Here is a 16,753-nt window from a genome sequence, read left to right on the forward strand (position 1 = left end):
TTTCCCCGTAATCGGGGTGACACCACGAGAGCGGAACCAGGAGAGGAATAATCTCCCGGTTCACAGCGTCCTCGCTGTGCGCCTGCCAGTCGAAGACCGGCAGGACTTTTTCAAAGGAACCTCGTCCCAGCTGATGCTGGAGACGGGGTATCAACATATCTGGCGTTGATTTTTGGCACGCTGTTGAGTTCTCAAGGAACGGACGCTTCCTTTGTACTCACCCTCTCGGGCTTTCCTCCGGGCGCTTCCCTTCGGTATTTCGTGTTTCCGACTCTATCAGACCGTTTCACCGGCCGATTTCCTCGGGGTCTTGCTTCGCTTTCCGGGATTCCACTTTCGTGGTTTCCTTTCCGGCGGTTCCGACTTTATCAGAGATTCTGAGTCGGAATTCCCGCCCCTCTCGGGGACTGATCCGAGCGCGTAACTGCGTCGGGTTCCCCTCAGGCGGAGCCGTAAACGTACTGGAGCGGGGCGCCCCGATGCAAATCGAGGGGCCCCGCTCCTCACGTGCCTCAGACCTCGACGACGACCGGGAGGATCATCGGGCGCCGGCGGTACGTGTCCGACACCCACTTGCCCAGCGTGCGGCGGATGAGCTGCTGCAGCTGGTGGGGCTCGACGACGCCGTCCTGGGCCGACTTCTCCAGGACATCCTGGATCCTCGGCATGACGGCGCTGAACGCCGAGTCCTCGATGCCGGATCCACGGGCCTGGATCATCGGGCCACTGGTGATCTTGCCGGTGCTGGAGTCCACGACCACGAAGACCGAGATGATGCCTTCGTCGCCGAGGATCTTGCGGTCCTTGAGGGCCGGCTCGCGGACGTCGCCGACGGAGAGGCCGTCCACGTAGACGTAGCCCGCCTGGACCTTGCCGACGATCTTGGCCTTGCCGTCGACCAGGTCGACGACGACGCCGTCCTCGGCGATCACGATGCGGTCGTGCGGGACGCCGGTGAGGGCGCCGAGCTCGGCGTTGGCGCGCAGGTGGCGCCATTCGCCGTGGACCGGCATCAGGTTCTTGGGCTTGCAGATGTTGTAGAAGTACAGGAGCTCGCCCGCGGACGCGTGGCCCGAGACGTGCACCTTGGCGTTGCCCTTGTGGACGACGTTCGCGCCCCAGCGGGTCAGGCCGTTGATCACGCGGTAGACCGCGTTCTCGTTGCCGGGGATGAGCGACGACGCCAGGATCACCGTGTCGCCGGAGACGATGCGGATCTGGTGGTCGCGGTTGGCCATGCGGGACAGGGCCGCCATCGGCTCGCCCTGGGAACCCGTGCAGACCAGGACGACCTCGCTGTCCGGGAGGTCGTCGAGGGTCTTGACGTCCACGACGAGACCGGCCGGCACCTTCAGATAGCCGAGGTCCCGCGCGATGCCCATGTTGCGGACCATCGAACGGCCGACGAACGCGACCCGGCGGCCGTACTCGTGGGCCGCGTCCAGGATCTGCTGGATGCGGTGCACGTGGCTGGCGAACGAGGCGACGATGATCCGCTTCTGGGCGCCGGCGAAGACGCCGCGGATCACGTTCGAGATGTCGCGCTCGGGCGGGACGAAGCCCGGCACCTCGGCGTTGGTCGAGTCGGAGAGGAGAAGGTCCATGCCCTCCTCGCCGAGCCGCGCGAAGGTCGGCAGGTCCGTGAGGCGACGGTCCAGCGGGAGCTGGTCCATCTTGAAGTCGCCGGTGTGGACCACCATGCCCGCCGGGGTGCGGATCGCCACGGCCAGCGCGTCCGGGATGGAGTGGTTGACCGCGACGAACTCGCAGTCGAAGGGGCCCAGGCGTTCGCGGTCGCCCTCGGCGACCTCGAGCGTGTACGGGCGGATGCGGTGCTCCTGGAGCTTCGCCTCGATGAGGGCGAGGGTCAGCTTGGAGCCGATCAGCGGGATGTCCGGCTTCTCGCGCAGGAGATACGGGACGCCACCGATGTGGTCCTCGTGGCCGTGCGTCAGGACGATGCCCTCGATGTCGTCGAGGCGGTCCCTGATGGACGTGAAGTCCGGAAGGATCAGGTCGATTCCGGGCTGCTCCTCCTCCGGGAAGAGCACTCCGCAGTCGACGATCAGCAGACGGCCGTCGAATTCGAAGACGGTCATGTTGCGCCCGATCTCACCGAGACCGCCCAGCGGGGTGACCCGCAGGCCGCCCTTCGGGAGCTTCGGCGGGGCGCCCAGTTCAGGATGCGGATGACTCAAAAGACTCTCCTCACCACGCGCGCCACGTACCTGTAAGGCACGTGGCGCGCGTGACGTTCGTGCTGTAGCAGTTGTTGTTGGTCGTATTTCGGTGTTGCTCGTGTTCTGTTGATTCAGTTGTGGAGCTTTGCCAAGTCTGTGATTAGAGCTGTACCCCGCCGGCGGCAAGATCGATCTTGAGCTGAGCCGTTTCGTCGGCGGTCAGCTCCACGAGGGGCAGGCGCAGGGGTCCGGCGGGCACGCCCTGGAGGGCGAGCGCGGCCTTCGTCGTGATGACGCCCTGCGTACGGAACATGCCGGTGAAGACCGGGAGCAGCTTCTGGTGGATCTCCGTCGCCTTGTGCACGTCACCCGACACATAGGCGTCGAGCATCGCGCGGAGCTCGGGTGCCACCACATGGCCGACCACCGAGACGAAGCCGCACGCGCCGACCGACAGGAGCGGCAGGTTGAGCATGTCGTCACCGGAGTACCAGGCCAGGCCCGAACGGGCGATGGCCCAGCTCGCGCGGCCGAGGTCACCCTTGGCGTCCTTGTTGGCGACGATGCGGGGGTGCTCGGCGAGCCTGACGATCGTCTCCGTGTTGATCGGTACGCCGCTGCGGCCCGGGATGTCGTAGAGCATCACCGGGAGCTCGGTCGAGTCCGCGATCGCCGAGAAGTGGCGGAGCAGACCCTCCTGCGGGGGCTTGTTGTAGTACGGCGTGACCGTGAGCAGGCCGTGCGCGCCGGCCTGCTGGGCCTGGCGGGCGAGCTCGATGCTGTGACGGGTGTCGTTCGTGCCGACTCCGGCGACGACGTGGGCTCGGTCGCCGACCGCTTCCACGATGGCCCGTACGAGATCCGATTTCTCCGCGTCGCTGGTGGTCGGGGACTCGCCGGTGGTGCCGTTGACGATCAGGCCGTCGTTGCCTGCGTCCACCAGGTGGGCGGCGAGCCGCTGCGCGCCGTCGAGGTCGAGTGCGCCGTCCGCCGTGAAGGGCGTGACCATGGCGGTGAGGACCCTCCCGAAGGGGGTCTGCGGAGTCGAGGTCGGAGCCATGGGTAACACGCTACTCGCTGCTCAGCACCGGGTCCCCCCTCGGGGGATGCGACAAGTCACGACAAAGATGGAGCCCGGCACTGCCTGCTCGGGGGTTCAAGCAGTGCCGGGTCCGTTTGATCAGGCTAGATGAACTTTACGAAATGCCGCAATACGGACACTTCGACTGGGTCATCCGTACATCTGTGCCCGGCCCGGTGGCCAGGACTACGGCGCCACGCGCCCGTTGGCATTGAACGCCGCGTAGGTGAGCGGCATGAGCTCGGCCCACGCCGCCTCCATCTTCTCGCCGACCATCTCGATCTCCCGCTGCGGGAAGGACGGGACCTTGGCGAGCTCGTGCTGGGTGCGCAGGCCGAGGAAGTGCATCAGCGAGCGGGCGTTGCACGTCGCGTACATCGACGAGAACAGGCCGACCGGGAGCACCGCGCGGGCCACCTCACGGGCCACACCCGCCGCCAGCATCTCCTGGTACGCCTCGTACGCCTGGCGGTACGAGTCCTCCATGCAACGCGCCGTCAGCTCCTGCTGGGCCTGGGTGCCCTCGACGAACTCGTACTTGCCCGGGCGGCCCTCCTGCACCAGCTTGCGGTCGGCGTCCGGGACGTAGAAGACCGGCTGGAGCTCCCGGTAGCGGCCCGACTCCTCGTTGTACGACCAGCCCACGCGGTGGCGCATGAACTCGCGGAAGACGAAGATCGGGGCACTGATCAGGAACGTCATCGAGTTGTGCTCGAACGGGCTGCCGTGCCGGTCGCGCATCAGGTAGTTGATCAGCCCCTTGGAGCGGGCAGGGTCCTTGGACAGCTCATCCAAAGACTGCTCGCCTACGGTGGAGACGCGGGCCGCGAACAGCACGTCCGAGTCGCTGGCGGTGTGCTTCACCAGCTCGACGGTGACATCGCCACGGAACGTCGGCTTGAGGTCTTCAGCAGGGGTTTCGGTCACGGCTTGGGGGGTCCTTCCCATCACTACGGTCGGGCGGCGCCCACTCTACGGGCCCCCACTGACAACGCGGCATTCGCCCGCTCTCGTCACGATCCGCACCGAACAGGAAAAAACTTCTGCGAATTTGGCGAATGGTGGCACCTTTTGGGGCAGGCGAGCGTCTGTGTAGATGAACACACTTCGTTCGAACCTCTTGAGGAGAAGCAGCACCCATGTTCCGTCGGCGCGAACCCGTACCCTTCGCCTTCATCGCCGAAGCCGACAAGTTCCGCAGTAACGTCACGCCGCCCGCGCGTGAACGTCTTTCCACAGGTCAGATGGCCGGCCGTTGGCTGGTCGGGCTGACCGTCGTCGCCGGACTCACCGGCTCCCTGTTGTTCGGGATGCCGGCCCTGTCCGCCGACCAGTCCACTCAGCACGTGCAGCAGTCCGAGGCTGCCGACGGTCGCTGAGCCGCTCCTGGCTCGTCCATACCCGTCCGGACCCCCTGGGGTGGAAGGGCCGGTCCCGCCTGGGTAGCCTCACCGGGCACAGCCCAAGACCAGCGTGGATCGAGTGAGGACCCGTCGTGCCCCTGCCCTTCCTGACGGCCGATCGTGCTTTCGACGAGGCCGCGGACACCGCGCTGCCCTTCGACGACCGTGACCAGTGGCGCCGCCCGTACCGCCCGGGCCCGTACCGGGTGGGCGCGGCCGCGTTGCTTCTGTTGCTGGCGTCGTACGTGCTGTTCGCCGCCGTCATCATCGCGGCGGCCGGTGGCCTTTCCGCCGCGACCGTGTGCGGCGTGCTGGCGGTGCTGATCATCGCCGCGGCGCTGCGCCTGCTGCGGGTGGGCGTCTGGGTGAGCGCGCGCGGGCTGCGTCACGTCGGGTTCTTCCAGACCCGGACCGCGTCCTGGGACCGGGTCGTGACCGCGCGCACGGTGCAGCAGCCGGTGCGCTGGCTCGGGCTGCCCCGCACGGTTCAGGGGCAGGCCCTGGTCCTCGTACGGCGTGACCGGCAGGGTGAGCAGTCGACTCTGCTCACCAGCCACAACGGCGACTTCCTCGGCCGGTCCACGGCGTTCGACCGGGCCTCGGACAGCATCGAGGTGTGGGCCGAGGAGTACCGGCCGCAGACCTGATGCGCGTATGACGAAGGGGCCCGCCGAGACGATCTCGGCGGGCCCCTTCGTCATACGCGCATCAGGTGCTGAGGGTGCGGCCCTCCTGGAGGGCGATCGCGCGCTGCATCGCCTTCCGCGCGCGCGGGGTGTCGCGTGCGTCCCGGTAGGCGACCGCGAGGCGGAACCAGCAGCGCCAGTCGCCCGGGGTGTCCTCCGTCTCGGCCTTGCGCCGGGCGAAGACCTCGTCGGCGGAGTCGCGGTCGATGCGGCCGTAGTCGTCGCGGCGGAGTTCGTCGACGGGCAGGCCGCCCTCCGCCTCCAGGAGTTCGGCGAGGCGGTTGGCCTTGCGGACGAACTGGGTGTTCGCCCACAGGAACCAGATGCCGATCACCGGCAGGATCAGCACCGCGACACCGAAGGTGACCGTCAGGAGCGTGCCCTGCCGGATCAGCATGACGCCGCGGTCGCCGGCCAGGACGAAGTAGACGACCAGGACCGCCGCGGTGATCGCGTACGTGATTTTCGCGCGCATCGGTACGGGTCAGCCGTTCAGGTCGAGGAAGTGTTCCAGGCCGAAGGTGAGGCCCGGAGCCGTCACGACCTTGCGGGCGCCCAGGAGGATGCCCGGCATGAAGCTGCTGTGGTGCAGCGAGTCGTGGCGGATCGTGAGCGTCTCGCCCTCGGCGCCCAGGAGGACCTCCTGGTGGGCCAGGAGGCCGCGCAGGCGGACCGAGTGGACCGGGACGCCGTCGACGTCCGCGCCGCGGGCGCCGTCGAGCGCGGTCCGCGTCGCGTCCGGCGCGGGTGCGCTGCCGGCCTTCGCGCGGGCCGCCGCGATCAACTGGGCGGTGCGCGAGGCCGTGCCCGACGGGGCGTCGACCTTCTTCGGGTGGTGGAGCTCGATGACCTCGACGGACTCGAAGTACGGGGCCGCGACCTCGGCGAACTTCATCGTCAGGACCGCGCCGATGGAGAAGTTCGGCGCGATCAGGACGCCGGTCTCCGGGGAGGCCGCGAGCCAGGAGTTCAGCTGCGTGAGGCGGTCCTCGGTCCAGCCCGTCGTGCCGACGACGGCGTGCATGCCGTGGCCGACCGCGAACTCCAGGTTCTCCATCACCGAGTCGGGTGTGGTCAGCTCGACCACGACCTGGGCGCCGGACTCGACCAGCGTGTCCAGCTTGTCGCCGCGGCCGAGCGCCGCGACCAGCTCCATGTCCTCGGCGGCCTCGACGGCACGGACCGCCTCGGAGCCGATGCGGCCCTTGGCTCCGAGGACCGCCACGCGCAGCTTGCTCATGTTCTTCCAGTTCCTTACATGCGAAGGGTTACGCGACGGCGTCGTGGAGGCGTGCCGCCTGCTTGTCCTTGAGCGGGCCTATCACCGACAGGGACGGGCGCTGTCCCAGGATCTCGCGGGCCACCTCGCGCACCTCGTCGGGGGTCACGGCAGTGATGCGGGCCAGCATGTCGTCGACCGACATCTGCTCGCCCCAGCACAGCTCGCTCTTGCCGATGCGGTTCATGAGCGCGCCGGTGTCCTCCAGGCCGAGGACCGTCGAGCCCTTCAGCTGGCCGATGGCCCGGACGATCTCGTCGTCCGTGAGGCCGTGCTGCGCGACCTGGTCCAGCTCGTCGCGGCAGATCTTCAGGACGTCGTGCACCTGGTTCGGGCGGCAGCCCGCGTACACGCCGAACAGACCGCAGTCGGCGAAGGCCGAGGTGTACGAGTACACGCTGTAGGCCAGGCCGCGCTTCTCGCGGACCTCCTGGAAGAGGCGGGAGGACATGCCGCCGCCGAGCGCCGTGTTCAGGACGCCCATGGCCCAGCGGCGGTCGTCGGTGCGGGCCAGGCCCGGCATGCCGAGGATGACGTGGGCCTGCTCGGTCTTGCGGCCGAGGAGCTCCATGCGGCCGGCGGTGCGCAGGGTCTTGCGGCCGGTGCGCGGGCCGATCGGCGCGGCCGTGCCGGTGAGCGCGCCGGCCCTCTCGAAGGCGGCGCGCACCTGACGTACGACCTTGTCGTGGTCGACGTTGCCCGCGGCGGCCACGACCAGGTGGGTCGGGTCGTAGTGCTTCTTGTAGAAGCGGGCGATCTGGCCGCGGCTCAGGGCGTTGATCGTGTCGGGCGTGCCGAGGACCGGGCGGCCCAGCGGGGTGTCGCCGAGCATCGTGTGCGCGAACAGGTCGTGCACGACGTCACCGGCGTCGTCCTCGGTCATCGCGATCTCTTCGAGGATCACGCCGCGCTCGGCGTCGACGTCCTCCTCCTCGATGAGGGAGCCGGTCAGCATGTCGCAGACGACGTCGATGGCGAGCGGCAGGTCGGTGTCGAGCACGCGCGCGTAGTAGCAGGTGTACTCCTTCGCCGTGAAGGCGTTCATCTCGCCGCCGACCGCGTCGACGGCCGCGGAGATGTCGAGGGCGCTGCGCTTCTTCGTGCCCTTGAAGAGGAGGTGCTCCAGGTAGTGCGTCGCGCCGTTCAGCGTCGGGGTCTCGTCGCGGGAGCCGACGTGGGCCCAGATGCCGAAGGTCGCCGAGCGGACGGAGGGCAGGGTCTCGGTGACGATGCGCAGACCGCCCGGGAGGGTGGTCCTGCGGACCGTGCCGATGCCGTTCTCGCCCTTGATCAGGGTTTGGGTACGGGCGACGGCCCGCCCCTCCGAAGAGGTGCGGGCCGTCGCCTTGGTGTTACGAGACGTCACTTGTCGGTGTCGTCCTTCTTGTCGTCGCCCTCTTCGCCCTCGACCACGGGGATCAGGGAGAGCTTGCCGCGGGAGTCGATCTCGGCGATCTCGACCTGGACCTTCTGGCCCACACCGAGGACGTCCTCGACGTTCTCCACGCGCTTGCCGCCGGCGAGCTTGCGGATCTGCGAGATGTGCAGCAGACCGTCCTTGCCCGGGAGCAGCGACACGAACGCGCCGAAGGTCGTCGTCTTCACGACGGTGCCCAGGTAGCGCTCGCCGACCTCCGGCATGGTCGGGTTGGCGATGCCGTTGATCGTGGCGCGGGCGGCCTCGGCGGCCGGGCCGTCGGCGGCACCGATGTAGATGGTGCCGTCGTCCTCGATCGTGATGTCGGCGCCGGTGTCCTCCTGGATCTGGTTGATCATCTTGCCCTTCGGGCCGATGACCTCACCGATCTTGTCCACGGGGATCTTGACCGTGATGATCCGCGGGGCGTTCGGGGACATCTCGTCCGGGACGTCGATCGCTTCCATCATCACGTCGAGGATGTGGAGGCGGGCGTCGCGGGCCTGCTTGAGGGCGGCGGCCAGGACGGAGGCCGGGATGCCGTCGAGCTTCGTGTCCAGCTGGAGGGCCGTCACGAAGTCCTTCGTACCGGCGACCTTGAAGTCCATGTCACCGAACGCGTCCTCGGCACCGAGGATGTCGGTCAGGGCGACGTAGTGCGTCTCGCCCTTGATCTCCTGGGAGATCAGGCCCATGGCGATACCGGCGACGGGGGCCTTCAGCGGCACACCGGCGTTCAGCAGCGACATGGTGGAGGCGCAGACCGAGCCCATGGACGTCGAGCCGTTGGAGCCCAGCGCCTCGGAGACCTGACGGATCGCGTAGGGGAACTCCTCGCGCGTCGGCAGGACCGGCACGATCGCGCGCTCGGCGAGCGCGCCGTGGCCGATCTCGCGGCGCTTCGGGGAGCCGACGCGGCCCGTCTCACCGACGGAGTACGGCGGGAAGTTGTAGTTGTGCATGTAGCGCTTGCGGGTCACCGGGGAGAGGGTGTCCAGCTGCTGCTCCATGCGCAGCATGTTCAGCGTGGTGACGCCCAGGATCTGGGTCTCGCCACGCTCGAACAGGGCGGAGCCGTGCACGCGCGGGATGGCCTCGACCTCGGCGGCCAGGGTGCGGATGTCGGTGACACCGCGGCCGTCGATGCGCTTCTTCTCCTTGATGACGCGCTCACGGACCAGGGACTTGGTCAGCGAGCGGTACGCGGCGGAGATCTCCTTCTCGCGGCCCTCGAACTGCGGGAGCAGCTTCTCGGCGGCGAGACCCTTGACGCGGTCCAGCTCGGCCTCGCGGTCCTGCTTGCCCGGGATGGTCAGGGCGGCCGACAGCTCAGCCTTGACCGCGGCGGTCAGGGCCTCGAGCACGTCGTCCTGGTAGTCCAGGAAGATCGGGAACTCGGCGGTCGGCTTGGCGGCCTTCGCGGCGAGGTCCGACTGGGCCTTGCAGAGGACCTTGATGAAGGGCTTCGCGGCGTCCAGACCGGCGGCGACGACCTCCTCGGTCGGCGCCTCGGCGCCGCCCTCGACCAGCTTGATGGTCTTGTCGGTGGCCTCGGCCTCGACCATCATGATCGCGACGTCGCCGTCCTCCAGGACGCGACCGGCGACGACCATGTCGAAGACGGCGTCCTCGAGCTCGGTGTGCGTCGGGAACGCGACCCACTGGCCGTTGATCAGCGCGACGCGGACGCCGCCGACCGGGCCGGAGAAGGGCAGACCGGCCAGCTGCGTCGACGCGGACGCGGCGTTGATCGCCACGACGTCGTACAGGTGGTCGGGGTTGAGCGCCATGATCGTGGCGACGACCTGGATCTCGTTGCGCAGGCCCTTCTTGAAGGACGGGCGCAGCGGGCGGTCGATCAGGCGGCAGGTGAGGATGGCGTCCTCGGAGGGACGGCCCTCGCGGCGGAAGAAGCTGCCGGGGATCTTGCCGGCGGCGTACTGCCGCTCCTCGACGTCCACCGTGAGGGGGAAGAAGTCGAGGTTGTCCTTGGGGTTCTTCGAGGCCGAGGTGGCCGAGAGCACCATGGTGTCGTCGTCGAGGTAGGCGACGGCGGAGCCGGCGGCCTGACGGGCCAGGCGGCCCGTCTCGAAGCGGATGGTGCGGGTGCCGAAGGAGCCGTTGTCAATGACGGCCTCGGCGTAGTGGGTCTCGTTCTCCACTAGCGTTTTCTCCGTTACTTTCGTCTGTTACGTCTTTTGTCCCTCTCTGCCCGTGTGGCAGGGGGACGGTGCGGAGAAGCGCGCCGTGGGTGCGGGCCGGTCTTCGATCGAAGCACCCGGGGATCCTCTTGCGTCTCCGGGGGCCACTACCGAGGACCGGCGGCGGCTTGGCCGCGCCTCTCCTCGTTCTTCTTCAGTGGTCGTACGTCACCAGACTACAAAGCGACGGTGACAGTACGCACGTACAGCAAAGGGAGCGGCCCCCTCAAGCGTGGGAACCGCTCCCCTTCATGGCGTCTTAGCGGGCGCCGGCCGCACCGCGGCGGATGCCGAGGCGCTCGACCAGGACACGGAAGCGCGCGATGTCCTTCTTGGCCAGGTACTGCAGCAGGCGGCGACGCTGGCCGACCAGGATCAGCAGACCACGACGGGAGTGGTGGTCGTGCTTGTGCGTCTTGAGGTGCTCGGTCAGGTCCGAGATGCGGCGGGAAAGCATGGCGACCTGGACCTCGGGGGAGCCGGTGTCGCCCTCCTTCTGACCGAACTCGCTGATGATCTGCTTCTTCGTAGCGGCGTCGAGCGGCACGCGTACTCCTCGTAGTCTTTTTCGTGGCCACCGAGTGCCCCTGGTCCACATCTCAGGGGAGCTTCCGTAACTCGGGAGGCGAGGCTCGCTGGGCGCTGCTCCCAGCAGATTGCCGGGGGCGCGTACACAAACGGCCGTGGACCAGAGTACCAGCCACGCGGCTGCCACCCGGACCACGGCCGTTCGCCGTTCCGTCGCCGGTCAGCTGACCATGCTGCGCACCTGCGTGTACAGGCCGAGCACGGCCAGGCACAGCGGGACGAGGGTCAGCAGGACGAAGCCGTCGAAGAGGTCGAGGATGCGACCCCAGAACGGGGAGACGCCCTTGCGGGGCACGGTCAGGCCGACGGCCACGAGCAGGGCCGCTCCGCCGCCGATCGAGGCGGTGAACCAGAGGGTGTGGATGTTGAGCGGGCCGCTGTCGCCCCGCGCGACGAGGTCGTACAGGAGGGACTGCGGGACGTGCAGCGACATGCCGAGGATCAGCAGGCCCAGGATGAGCAGACCGCCCACGACCAGGGACGCGACCTGCGCGGTGTAGTCGAAGAGGCGGGCGCGCAGCATGACGGCGATGCCGCAGGCGAGGGCGAGCAACTGGGCCCAGACCTGGTCGGAGAAGCCGAGGACCACGCCGGCCGTGGCGACGGCGACGGTCGCGCAGCCGATGACGAGGCCGAGCAGCAGCTCGTGGCCGCGGCGGACCTGGGCGCCGATGCGGCCGAAGTCGACGTGCTCCTCCTCGTCGCGGCCGTAGTCACGGCCCTGCGCGATCTGGTCCGGCGAGCGGTAGCCGATGGGCAGTCGCGCGGAGCGGGCGGAGAGGCCGGGCAGCCAGGCGACCGCGATGATCGCGACGACCGCGGTGACGGCTGCCACCTCGCGCGGCTGGGCCTCGGTGACCAGGGCGCCGAACGTGGCGAGGGCGCCGACGGCCGAGCACAGGGCGGCGGCGACGAACACGGCGTCGCCGTGCGGGAGCAGAACGACGAGGAGGGCGGCGGCGACGAGCACCACGACGCAGCCGGACAGCAGCTGCAGCCGGCCGGGGCCCTGGCCGGCGTCGGGCGAGAAGATGCCGGACCCGGCGAGCAGCAGGTGCGGCAGGGCGGCGAGGCCGAGGGCGGTGGAGGCGGCGCGGTCGTCGTACACCCGGGCGCGGACCACGGAGAGGGCCACCAGCAGGACACCGACGACGCCGCCGATGATGCCGGGCAGGCCGTGCATGTCGCGGTCGAGCGGGTTCGAGAACCAGAGCGCGAACGCCATCATCGTCAGCAGCAGCACACCCGCGGCGAGACCGACGACGCTCATCAGCTCGTCGCTCCAGCGCCGCCGGTCGCGACGGACCGCGGAGGCGACCGCGTCGGAGACGTCGTCGAACACGGCGGCGGGCAGCGATTCACCGAACGGGCGCAGGAGCAGCACGTCACCGTCGAGCACGCGCTGGTCGGCGAGCGAGCGGCCGGCGTCCAGGACGGTGCCGTCGCGACGGACCAGGTGGTATCCGGTGGGGTCACCCTCGGCCTGGGTCTGCCCGGAGAGCTGGAGGATCTCCGGATAGATGTCGGCCAGGGCCGTGTCCTCGGGCAGGGCCACATCGATACGTGCGTCCGGTGCGGCGACGGTGACTCGGCAGAAGCCGGTCCCGCCCCCGGCAAGAGCGGTGGTGCTCACCTCGCGGTTCCCCCTTGTAAATGATTGGTGTGGCGTCGCGGATGTTCGGTGCGGATGGTGTGCAGACGGTGCTCGCATCGCGCCCGTATCGCGCCCGTACGGCGTTCGGATGGCGTCACGCGCGGTGCGACAGCGTACCGTCCAGGTCTCATCTCACCCCACGGGCCCCGTGAGTTGACCGGAGTCAGTAGGATCATCCGGCACGCCGGAGCGCTCGCCTTCGGCCTGGGGGTACCGCCGGTAACGGGGGCGGTCCGACATATACCGATGCGCACGACATCTGTGCGCACGAACCGAATTTGCCGACGAATAAGGACTGGTGCCTCGGTGAGCGTGGTCATCGTCAAGCGCCCGCCTCGGGTCTTGCCGCCCGACGTATCGACGGACGAGGTGCAGCTCGAACCGCCGCCCGAGCTGGCCCGGCCCGAAGACCAGAACCTGATGATGAGTCTGCTGCCCATGCTGGGCATGGGCACGTCCTCGGCGTTCTTCTTCACCTCCGGCCAGTCGATCATGAAGATCATGGGCGGAGTCATGATCGTCTCCACCCTCGCGATGGCGCTGGCGCAGCTGATCAAGGCGCGTCAGGGCGGCGGGGCCGAGATGGCCCAGGAACGCCAGGACTACCTCAAGTACCTGTCCCAGGTGCGCCGGGAGGTGCGGACGACCGCGCGCAAGCAGCGCGACGGGCAGTTCTTCCTGCACCCGAACCCGGAGCAGCTGTGGGCGCTGGTCGCCGAGGGCCGTCGGGTCTGGGAACGACGCGCGAGCGACGCGGACTTCACCCAGGTGCGGCTCGGGCTCGGCCCGCAGCAGCTGTCGACGCCCCTGATGGCGCCGGAGACCGCGCCGCTCGACGAGCTGGAGCCGCTGACCGCGCACGCGATGAAGTCGTTCCTCGACACCCACGGCACGCTGGACGCGCTGCCGCTGGCCGTGTCGCTGCGCTCCTTCTACCACGTGAGCATCTCCGGTGATCCGGACACCACTTACGGCGCGGCCCGGGCCCTGATCGCCCAGCTGTGCACCCTGCACTCCCCCGAGGACCTGCGGCTCGCGGTGGTCGCCTCGCCCGGCGCCATGGCCGAGTGGGAATGGGCGAAGTGGCTGCCGCACGCGCAGGACACGAGCGTGGACGGGGCCGGCTCGCGGCGCCTGATCGTGGGCGACCTCGGCGAGGTCGAGGACATGCTCGACGACGACCTCGACGGGCGCGGCCGCTTCAACCCGCAGGGCCCGCCGGTGGCCGACGCTCCGCACATCGTCGTCGTCATGGACGGCGGCGACATCCCCGACGAGTCGCTCATCGCGGGCGCCGAGGGCCTGCAGGGCGTGACCATCATCGAGGTGGTCCCCGGCGAAGTGGAGGAACTGCGCGGTTCGCTGTCCGTGCAGGTGCACCCGGGCAGCCTGCTCCTCGAGTCGCAGGGCGGCGCCCAGTACACCGGTGTCTGCGACACCCTGTCGACGACCGAGGCCGAGGCGCTCGCGCGTCAGCTCGCGCCGCTGCGGGCCGGTTCCGCGGACGGCGACGAACCGCTGCTGGCCAACCTGGACTTCACCGAGCTGATGGGCATCGGCGACGCCGGTTCGGTGGACGTGTCGCGTACGTGGCGGCCGCGCACCCTGCACGAGCGACTGCGTGTGCCGCTCGGTGTGGACCGCGACGGGCAGCCGGTCATGCTCGACATCAAGGAGGCGTCGCAGGAGGGCATGGGCCCGCACGGCCTGTGTGTCGGCGCGACCGGTTCCGGTAAGTCCGAGGTGCTGCGCACCCTCGTGCTCGCGCTGACGGTGACGCACTCCTCGGAGACGCTCAACTTCATCCTCGCCGACTTCAAGGGCGGCGCGACCTTCGCGGGCATGTCCGAACTCCCGCACGTCGCCGCCGTGATCACCAACCTGGCCGACGACCTCACCCTGATCGACCGCATGCGCGACTCGATCACCGGTGAGCTGCAGCGCCGCCAGGAGCTGCTCCGCTCGGCGGGCAACTACGCGAACATCACCGACTACGAGAAGGCCCGCGCGGCCGGCGCCCCGCTGGAACCGCTGCCCTCCCTCGTCATGGTGCTCGACGAGTTCTCCGAACTCCTCACCGCCCGGCCCGACTTCATCGACATGTTCATCCAGATCGGCCGTATCGGCCGTTCCATGGGTGTGCACATGCTGCTCGCCTCGCAGCGTCTGGAGGAGGGCAAGCTCCGCGGTCTGGACACCTTCCTCTCGTACCGGATCGGTCTGCGCACCTTCTCCGCCGCCGAGTCCCGTACGGCGATCGGCGTCCCGGACGCGTACCACCTGCCGAACGTGCCGGGCTCGGGCATCCTCAAGTACGACACCGAGACGATGATCCAGTTCAAGGCCGCGTACGTCGGTGGCGTCTACCGGGCCGGCGGACCCGGCCCCGGCGGATCGCGCACCCACCGCCAGCCGGTGCTGTTCACCGCGGCGCCGGTCGCCGAGCAGATCATCCACGAGCCGGAGCCCGAGGTGGTGCCGGACCAGGTGGACGACGCGCTCGCGGACACCGTCCTCGACGTCATCGTGGCCCGCCTCGTCGGGCAGGGCCCGCCCGCCCACCAGGTGTGGCTGCCGCCGCTGGAGGAGTCGCCGTCCACGGACGCGCTGCTCCCGCCGCTGTCGACGACGGCCGAACGCGGCCTGCACGCCGCCGAGTACGCGGCGCAGGGCAAGCTGATCGTGCCGATGGCGCTGGTGGACAAGCCGTTCGAGCAGCGGCGCGACATCCAGTACCTGGACTTCTCGGGCTCGGCCGGTCACGCGCTCGTGGTCGGTGGTCCGCAGTCCGGCAAGTCGACGCTGATCCGTACCGTGATCACGTCGTTCGCGCTCACCCACACCCCGGCCGAAGTGCAGTTCTACTGCCTGGACTTCGGCGGCGGCGGCATGCAGGCGATGGAGGGTCTGCCGCACGTCGGCGGCGCCGCCTCCCGCCTGGACGCCGAGAAGATCCGTCGTACGGTCGCCGAGGTGCGCGGCATCCTCAACGAGCGCGAGGAGTTCTTCCGCGCCAACAACATCGACTCCATCGGTACGTACCGGGCCCGGCGTGCCGCCGGGCAGTACCCGGACCAGCGGTGGGGCGACGTCTTCCTGATCATCGACGGCTGGGCCGCCTTCAAGACCGACTACGAGCAGCTCGACCCGGCCATGCTGGACCTGGCCGCCCGCGGTCTCGGCTTCGGTATCCACCTGATCATCGGCGCCGCCCGCTACAGCGAGGTCCGGCCCGCGCTGCGCGACCAGCTCCTCAACCGCGTGGAGCTGAAGCTCGGTGACCCGATGGAGTCGGAGTTCGACCGCAAGAAGATGGAGGCCGTGCCGCTGGGCATGCCCGGCCGCGGTCTGACCGCCGACAAGCTGACCTCGCTCGCCGGTCTGCCCCGTATCGACGGCTCGTCCGACGTGACGACCCTCGGCCCGGGCATCGAGCACATGGTGGCGACCATCTCCGAGCACTGGCAGGGCCCGGCGGCCCCGCCGGTACGGATGCTGCCGACCAAGCTGCACATCAGCGAGGTCCCCAAGGGCGGCGACTTCCCCGAGCGCGGTGTGGCGATCGGTGTCGACGAGACGACGCTGTCGCCGTCGTTCATCGACTTCGAGAACGACCCGCTGATGGTGGTCTACGGCGAGTCCGAGTCCGGCAAGTCCGCGTTCCTGCGGATGATCGCCAAGCAGATCTCCGAGCGGTACGCGACGGACAAGGCGCTCCTGGTCGTCGGTGACTACCGGCGCGCTCACCTGAGCGAGATGCCCGAGTCGCACCTGTACAAGTACTGCGCGTCGGGACCGCAGCTGCAGGAGGTGGTCACGAGCCTCGCGGGCTCCATGGGCCGCCGTATGCCGGGCCCGGACGTCACGCCGGAGCAGCTGCGCAACCGGTCGTGGTACGACCTGCCGGACGCGTTCATCATCGTCGACGACTACGACCTGGTGGCCACCAGCTCCGGCAACCCGCTGCAGTCGCTGCTCGAGTACCTGCCGTTCGCACGGGACCTGGGTCTGCGCATCATCGTGGCGCGGTCGTCCTCGGGTGCGGCGCGGCAGTCCTTCGAGCCGGTCATGCAGCGCATGAAGGAGCTCGGCGCGACGGGCGTGGTGCTCTCCGGCGACCCGGCCGAGGGTCAGATCTTCGGCCCGCTCAAGCCGCAGAAGCTGCCGCCCGGCCGAGGCATGCTCGTCACGCGCAAGGGCGGGGCGCAGCTGGTGCAGACGGCCTGGCTGCCGATGCACAACTGACGGTCGCGCGGTTCGCGTT

At 69.1% G+C, this 16,753-nt stretch carries 12 protein-coding genes; 3 read left to right on the forward strand and 9 right to left on the reverse strand.

Annotation, left to right across the window (positions count from 1 at the left end; all coding sequences use genetic code 11):
- Positions 1 to 512: 512 nt before the first annotated feature.
- From B072_RS0129660 to thyX, 3 genes are all read right to left on the reverse strand, one after another.
- Complete coding sequence (locus B072_RS0129660; protein ID WP_018533595.1) at positions 513 to 2,198, reverse strand: ribonuclease J; 1,686 nt, start codon at positions 2,196 to 2,198, stop codon at positions 513 to 515.
- A 142-nt stretch (positions 2,199 to 2,340) separates the two neighbouring features.
- Positions 2,341 to 3,240, reverse strand: a complete 900-nt coding sequence (gene dapA, locus B072_RS0129665) for a 4-hydroxy-tetrahydrodipicolinate synthase (protein WP_026246436.1) — start codon at positions 3,238 to 3,240, stop codon at positions 2,341 to 2,343.
- A gap of 207 nt (positions 3,241 to 3,447) precedes the next feature.
- Positions 3,448 to 4,188 (reverse strand): FAD-dependent thymidylate synthase, encoded by a 741-nt coding sequence (thyX, locus tag B072_RS0129670; RefSeq protein WP_018533597.1) that lies wholly within the window; start codon positions 4,186 to 4,188, stop codon positions 3,448 to 3,450.
- Positions 4,189 to 4,400: 212 nt separating this feature from the next.
- Here thyX and B072_RS0129675 point away from each other — a divergent pair, with 212 nt between their 5' ends.
- Together B072_RS0129675 and B072_RS0129680 are read left to right on the forward strand one after the other, a co-directional pair.
- The gene (locus B072_RS0129675; RefSeq protein WP_018533598.1) at positions 4,401 to 4,640 is read left to right on the forward strand and encodes a hypothetical protein; all 240 of its coding nucleotides are present in this window, start codon (positions 4,401 to 4,403) and stop codon (positions 4,638 to 4,640) included.
- A gap of 116 nt (positions 4,641 to 4,756) precedes the next feature.
- Complete coding sequence (locus B072_RS0129680; RefSeq protein ID WP_018533599.1) at positions 4,757 to 5,311, forward strand: hypothetical protein; 555 nt, start codon at positions 4,757 to 4,759, stop codon at positions 5,309 to 5,311.
- 61 nt (positions 5,312 to 5,372) lie between these two features.
- Here B072_RS0129680 and B072_RS0129685 read toward each other — a convergent pair whose 3' ends face one another.
- From B072_RS0129685 to eccD, 6 genes are all read right to left on the reverse strand, one after another.
- Positions 5,373 to 5,825: a tetratricopeptide repeat protein gene (locus tag B072_RS0129685; protein WP_018533600.1), complete on the reverse strand. Its 453-nt coding sequence runs from the start codon at positions 5,823 to 5,825 to the stop codon at positions 5,373 to 5,375.
- A 9-nt stretch (positions 5,826 to 5,834) separates the two neighbouring features.
- Positions 5,835 to 6,590, reverse strand: a complete 756-nt coding sequence (gene dapB / locus B072_RS0129690) for a 4-hydroxy-tetrahydrodipicolinate reductase (RefSeq protein ID WP_018533601.1) — start codon at positions 6,588 to 6,590, stop codon at positions 5,835 to 5,837.
- A 28-nt stretch (positions 6,591 to 6,618) separates the two neighbouring features.
- Positions 6,619 to 7,995 (reverse strand): M16 family metallopeptidase, encoded by a 1,377-nt coding sequence (locus tag B072_RS0129695; protein ID WP_018533602.1) that lies wholly within the window; start codon positions 7,993 to 7,995, stop codon positions 6,619 to 6,621.
- Positions 7,992 to 10,208 (reverse strand): polyribonucleotide nucleotidyltransferase, encoded by a 2,217-nt coding sequence (locus B072_RS0129700; protein ID WP_018533603.1) that lies wholly within the window; start codon positions 10,206 to 10,208, stop codon positions 7,992 to 7,994. Before B072_RS0129700 ends, B072_RS0129695 begins: the two co-directional genes overlap by 4 nt.
- Positions 10,209 to 10,506: 298 nt before the next feature.
- Complete coding sequence (gene rpsO / locus B072_RS0129705) at positions 10,507 to 10,794, reverse strand: 30S ribosomal protein S15 (RefSeq protein ID WP_018533604.1); 288 nt, start codon at positions 10,792 to 10,794, stop codon at positions 10,507 to 10,509.
- Positions 10,795 to 10,995: 201 nt separating this feature from the next.
- Positions 10,996 to 12,468: a type VII secretion integral membrane protein EccD gene (gene eccD, locus B072_RS0129710; RefSeq protein WP_026246437.1), complete on the reverse strand. Its 1,473-nt coding sequence runs from the start codon at positions 12,466 to 12,468 to the stop codon at positions 10,996 to 10,998.
- Between the two features lie 327 nt (positions 12,469 to 12,795).
- Between eccD and B072_RS0129715 the strand changes: the two genes are divergently transcribed.
- Complete coding sequence (locus B072_RS0129715) at positions 12,796 to 16,734, forward strand: type VII secretion protein EccC (RefSeq protein ID WP_018533606.1); 3,939 nt, start codon at positions 12,796 to 12,798, stop codon at positions 16,732 to 16,734.
- The last annotated feature ends 19 nt before the right edge of the window (positions 16,735 to 16,753 follow it).

The organism is Streptomyces sp. HmicA12 (assembly GCF_000373565.1).
Lineage (GTDB): Bacteria > Actinomycetota > Actinomycetes > Streptomycetales > Streptomycetaceae > Streptomyces.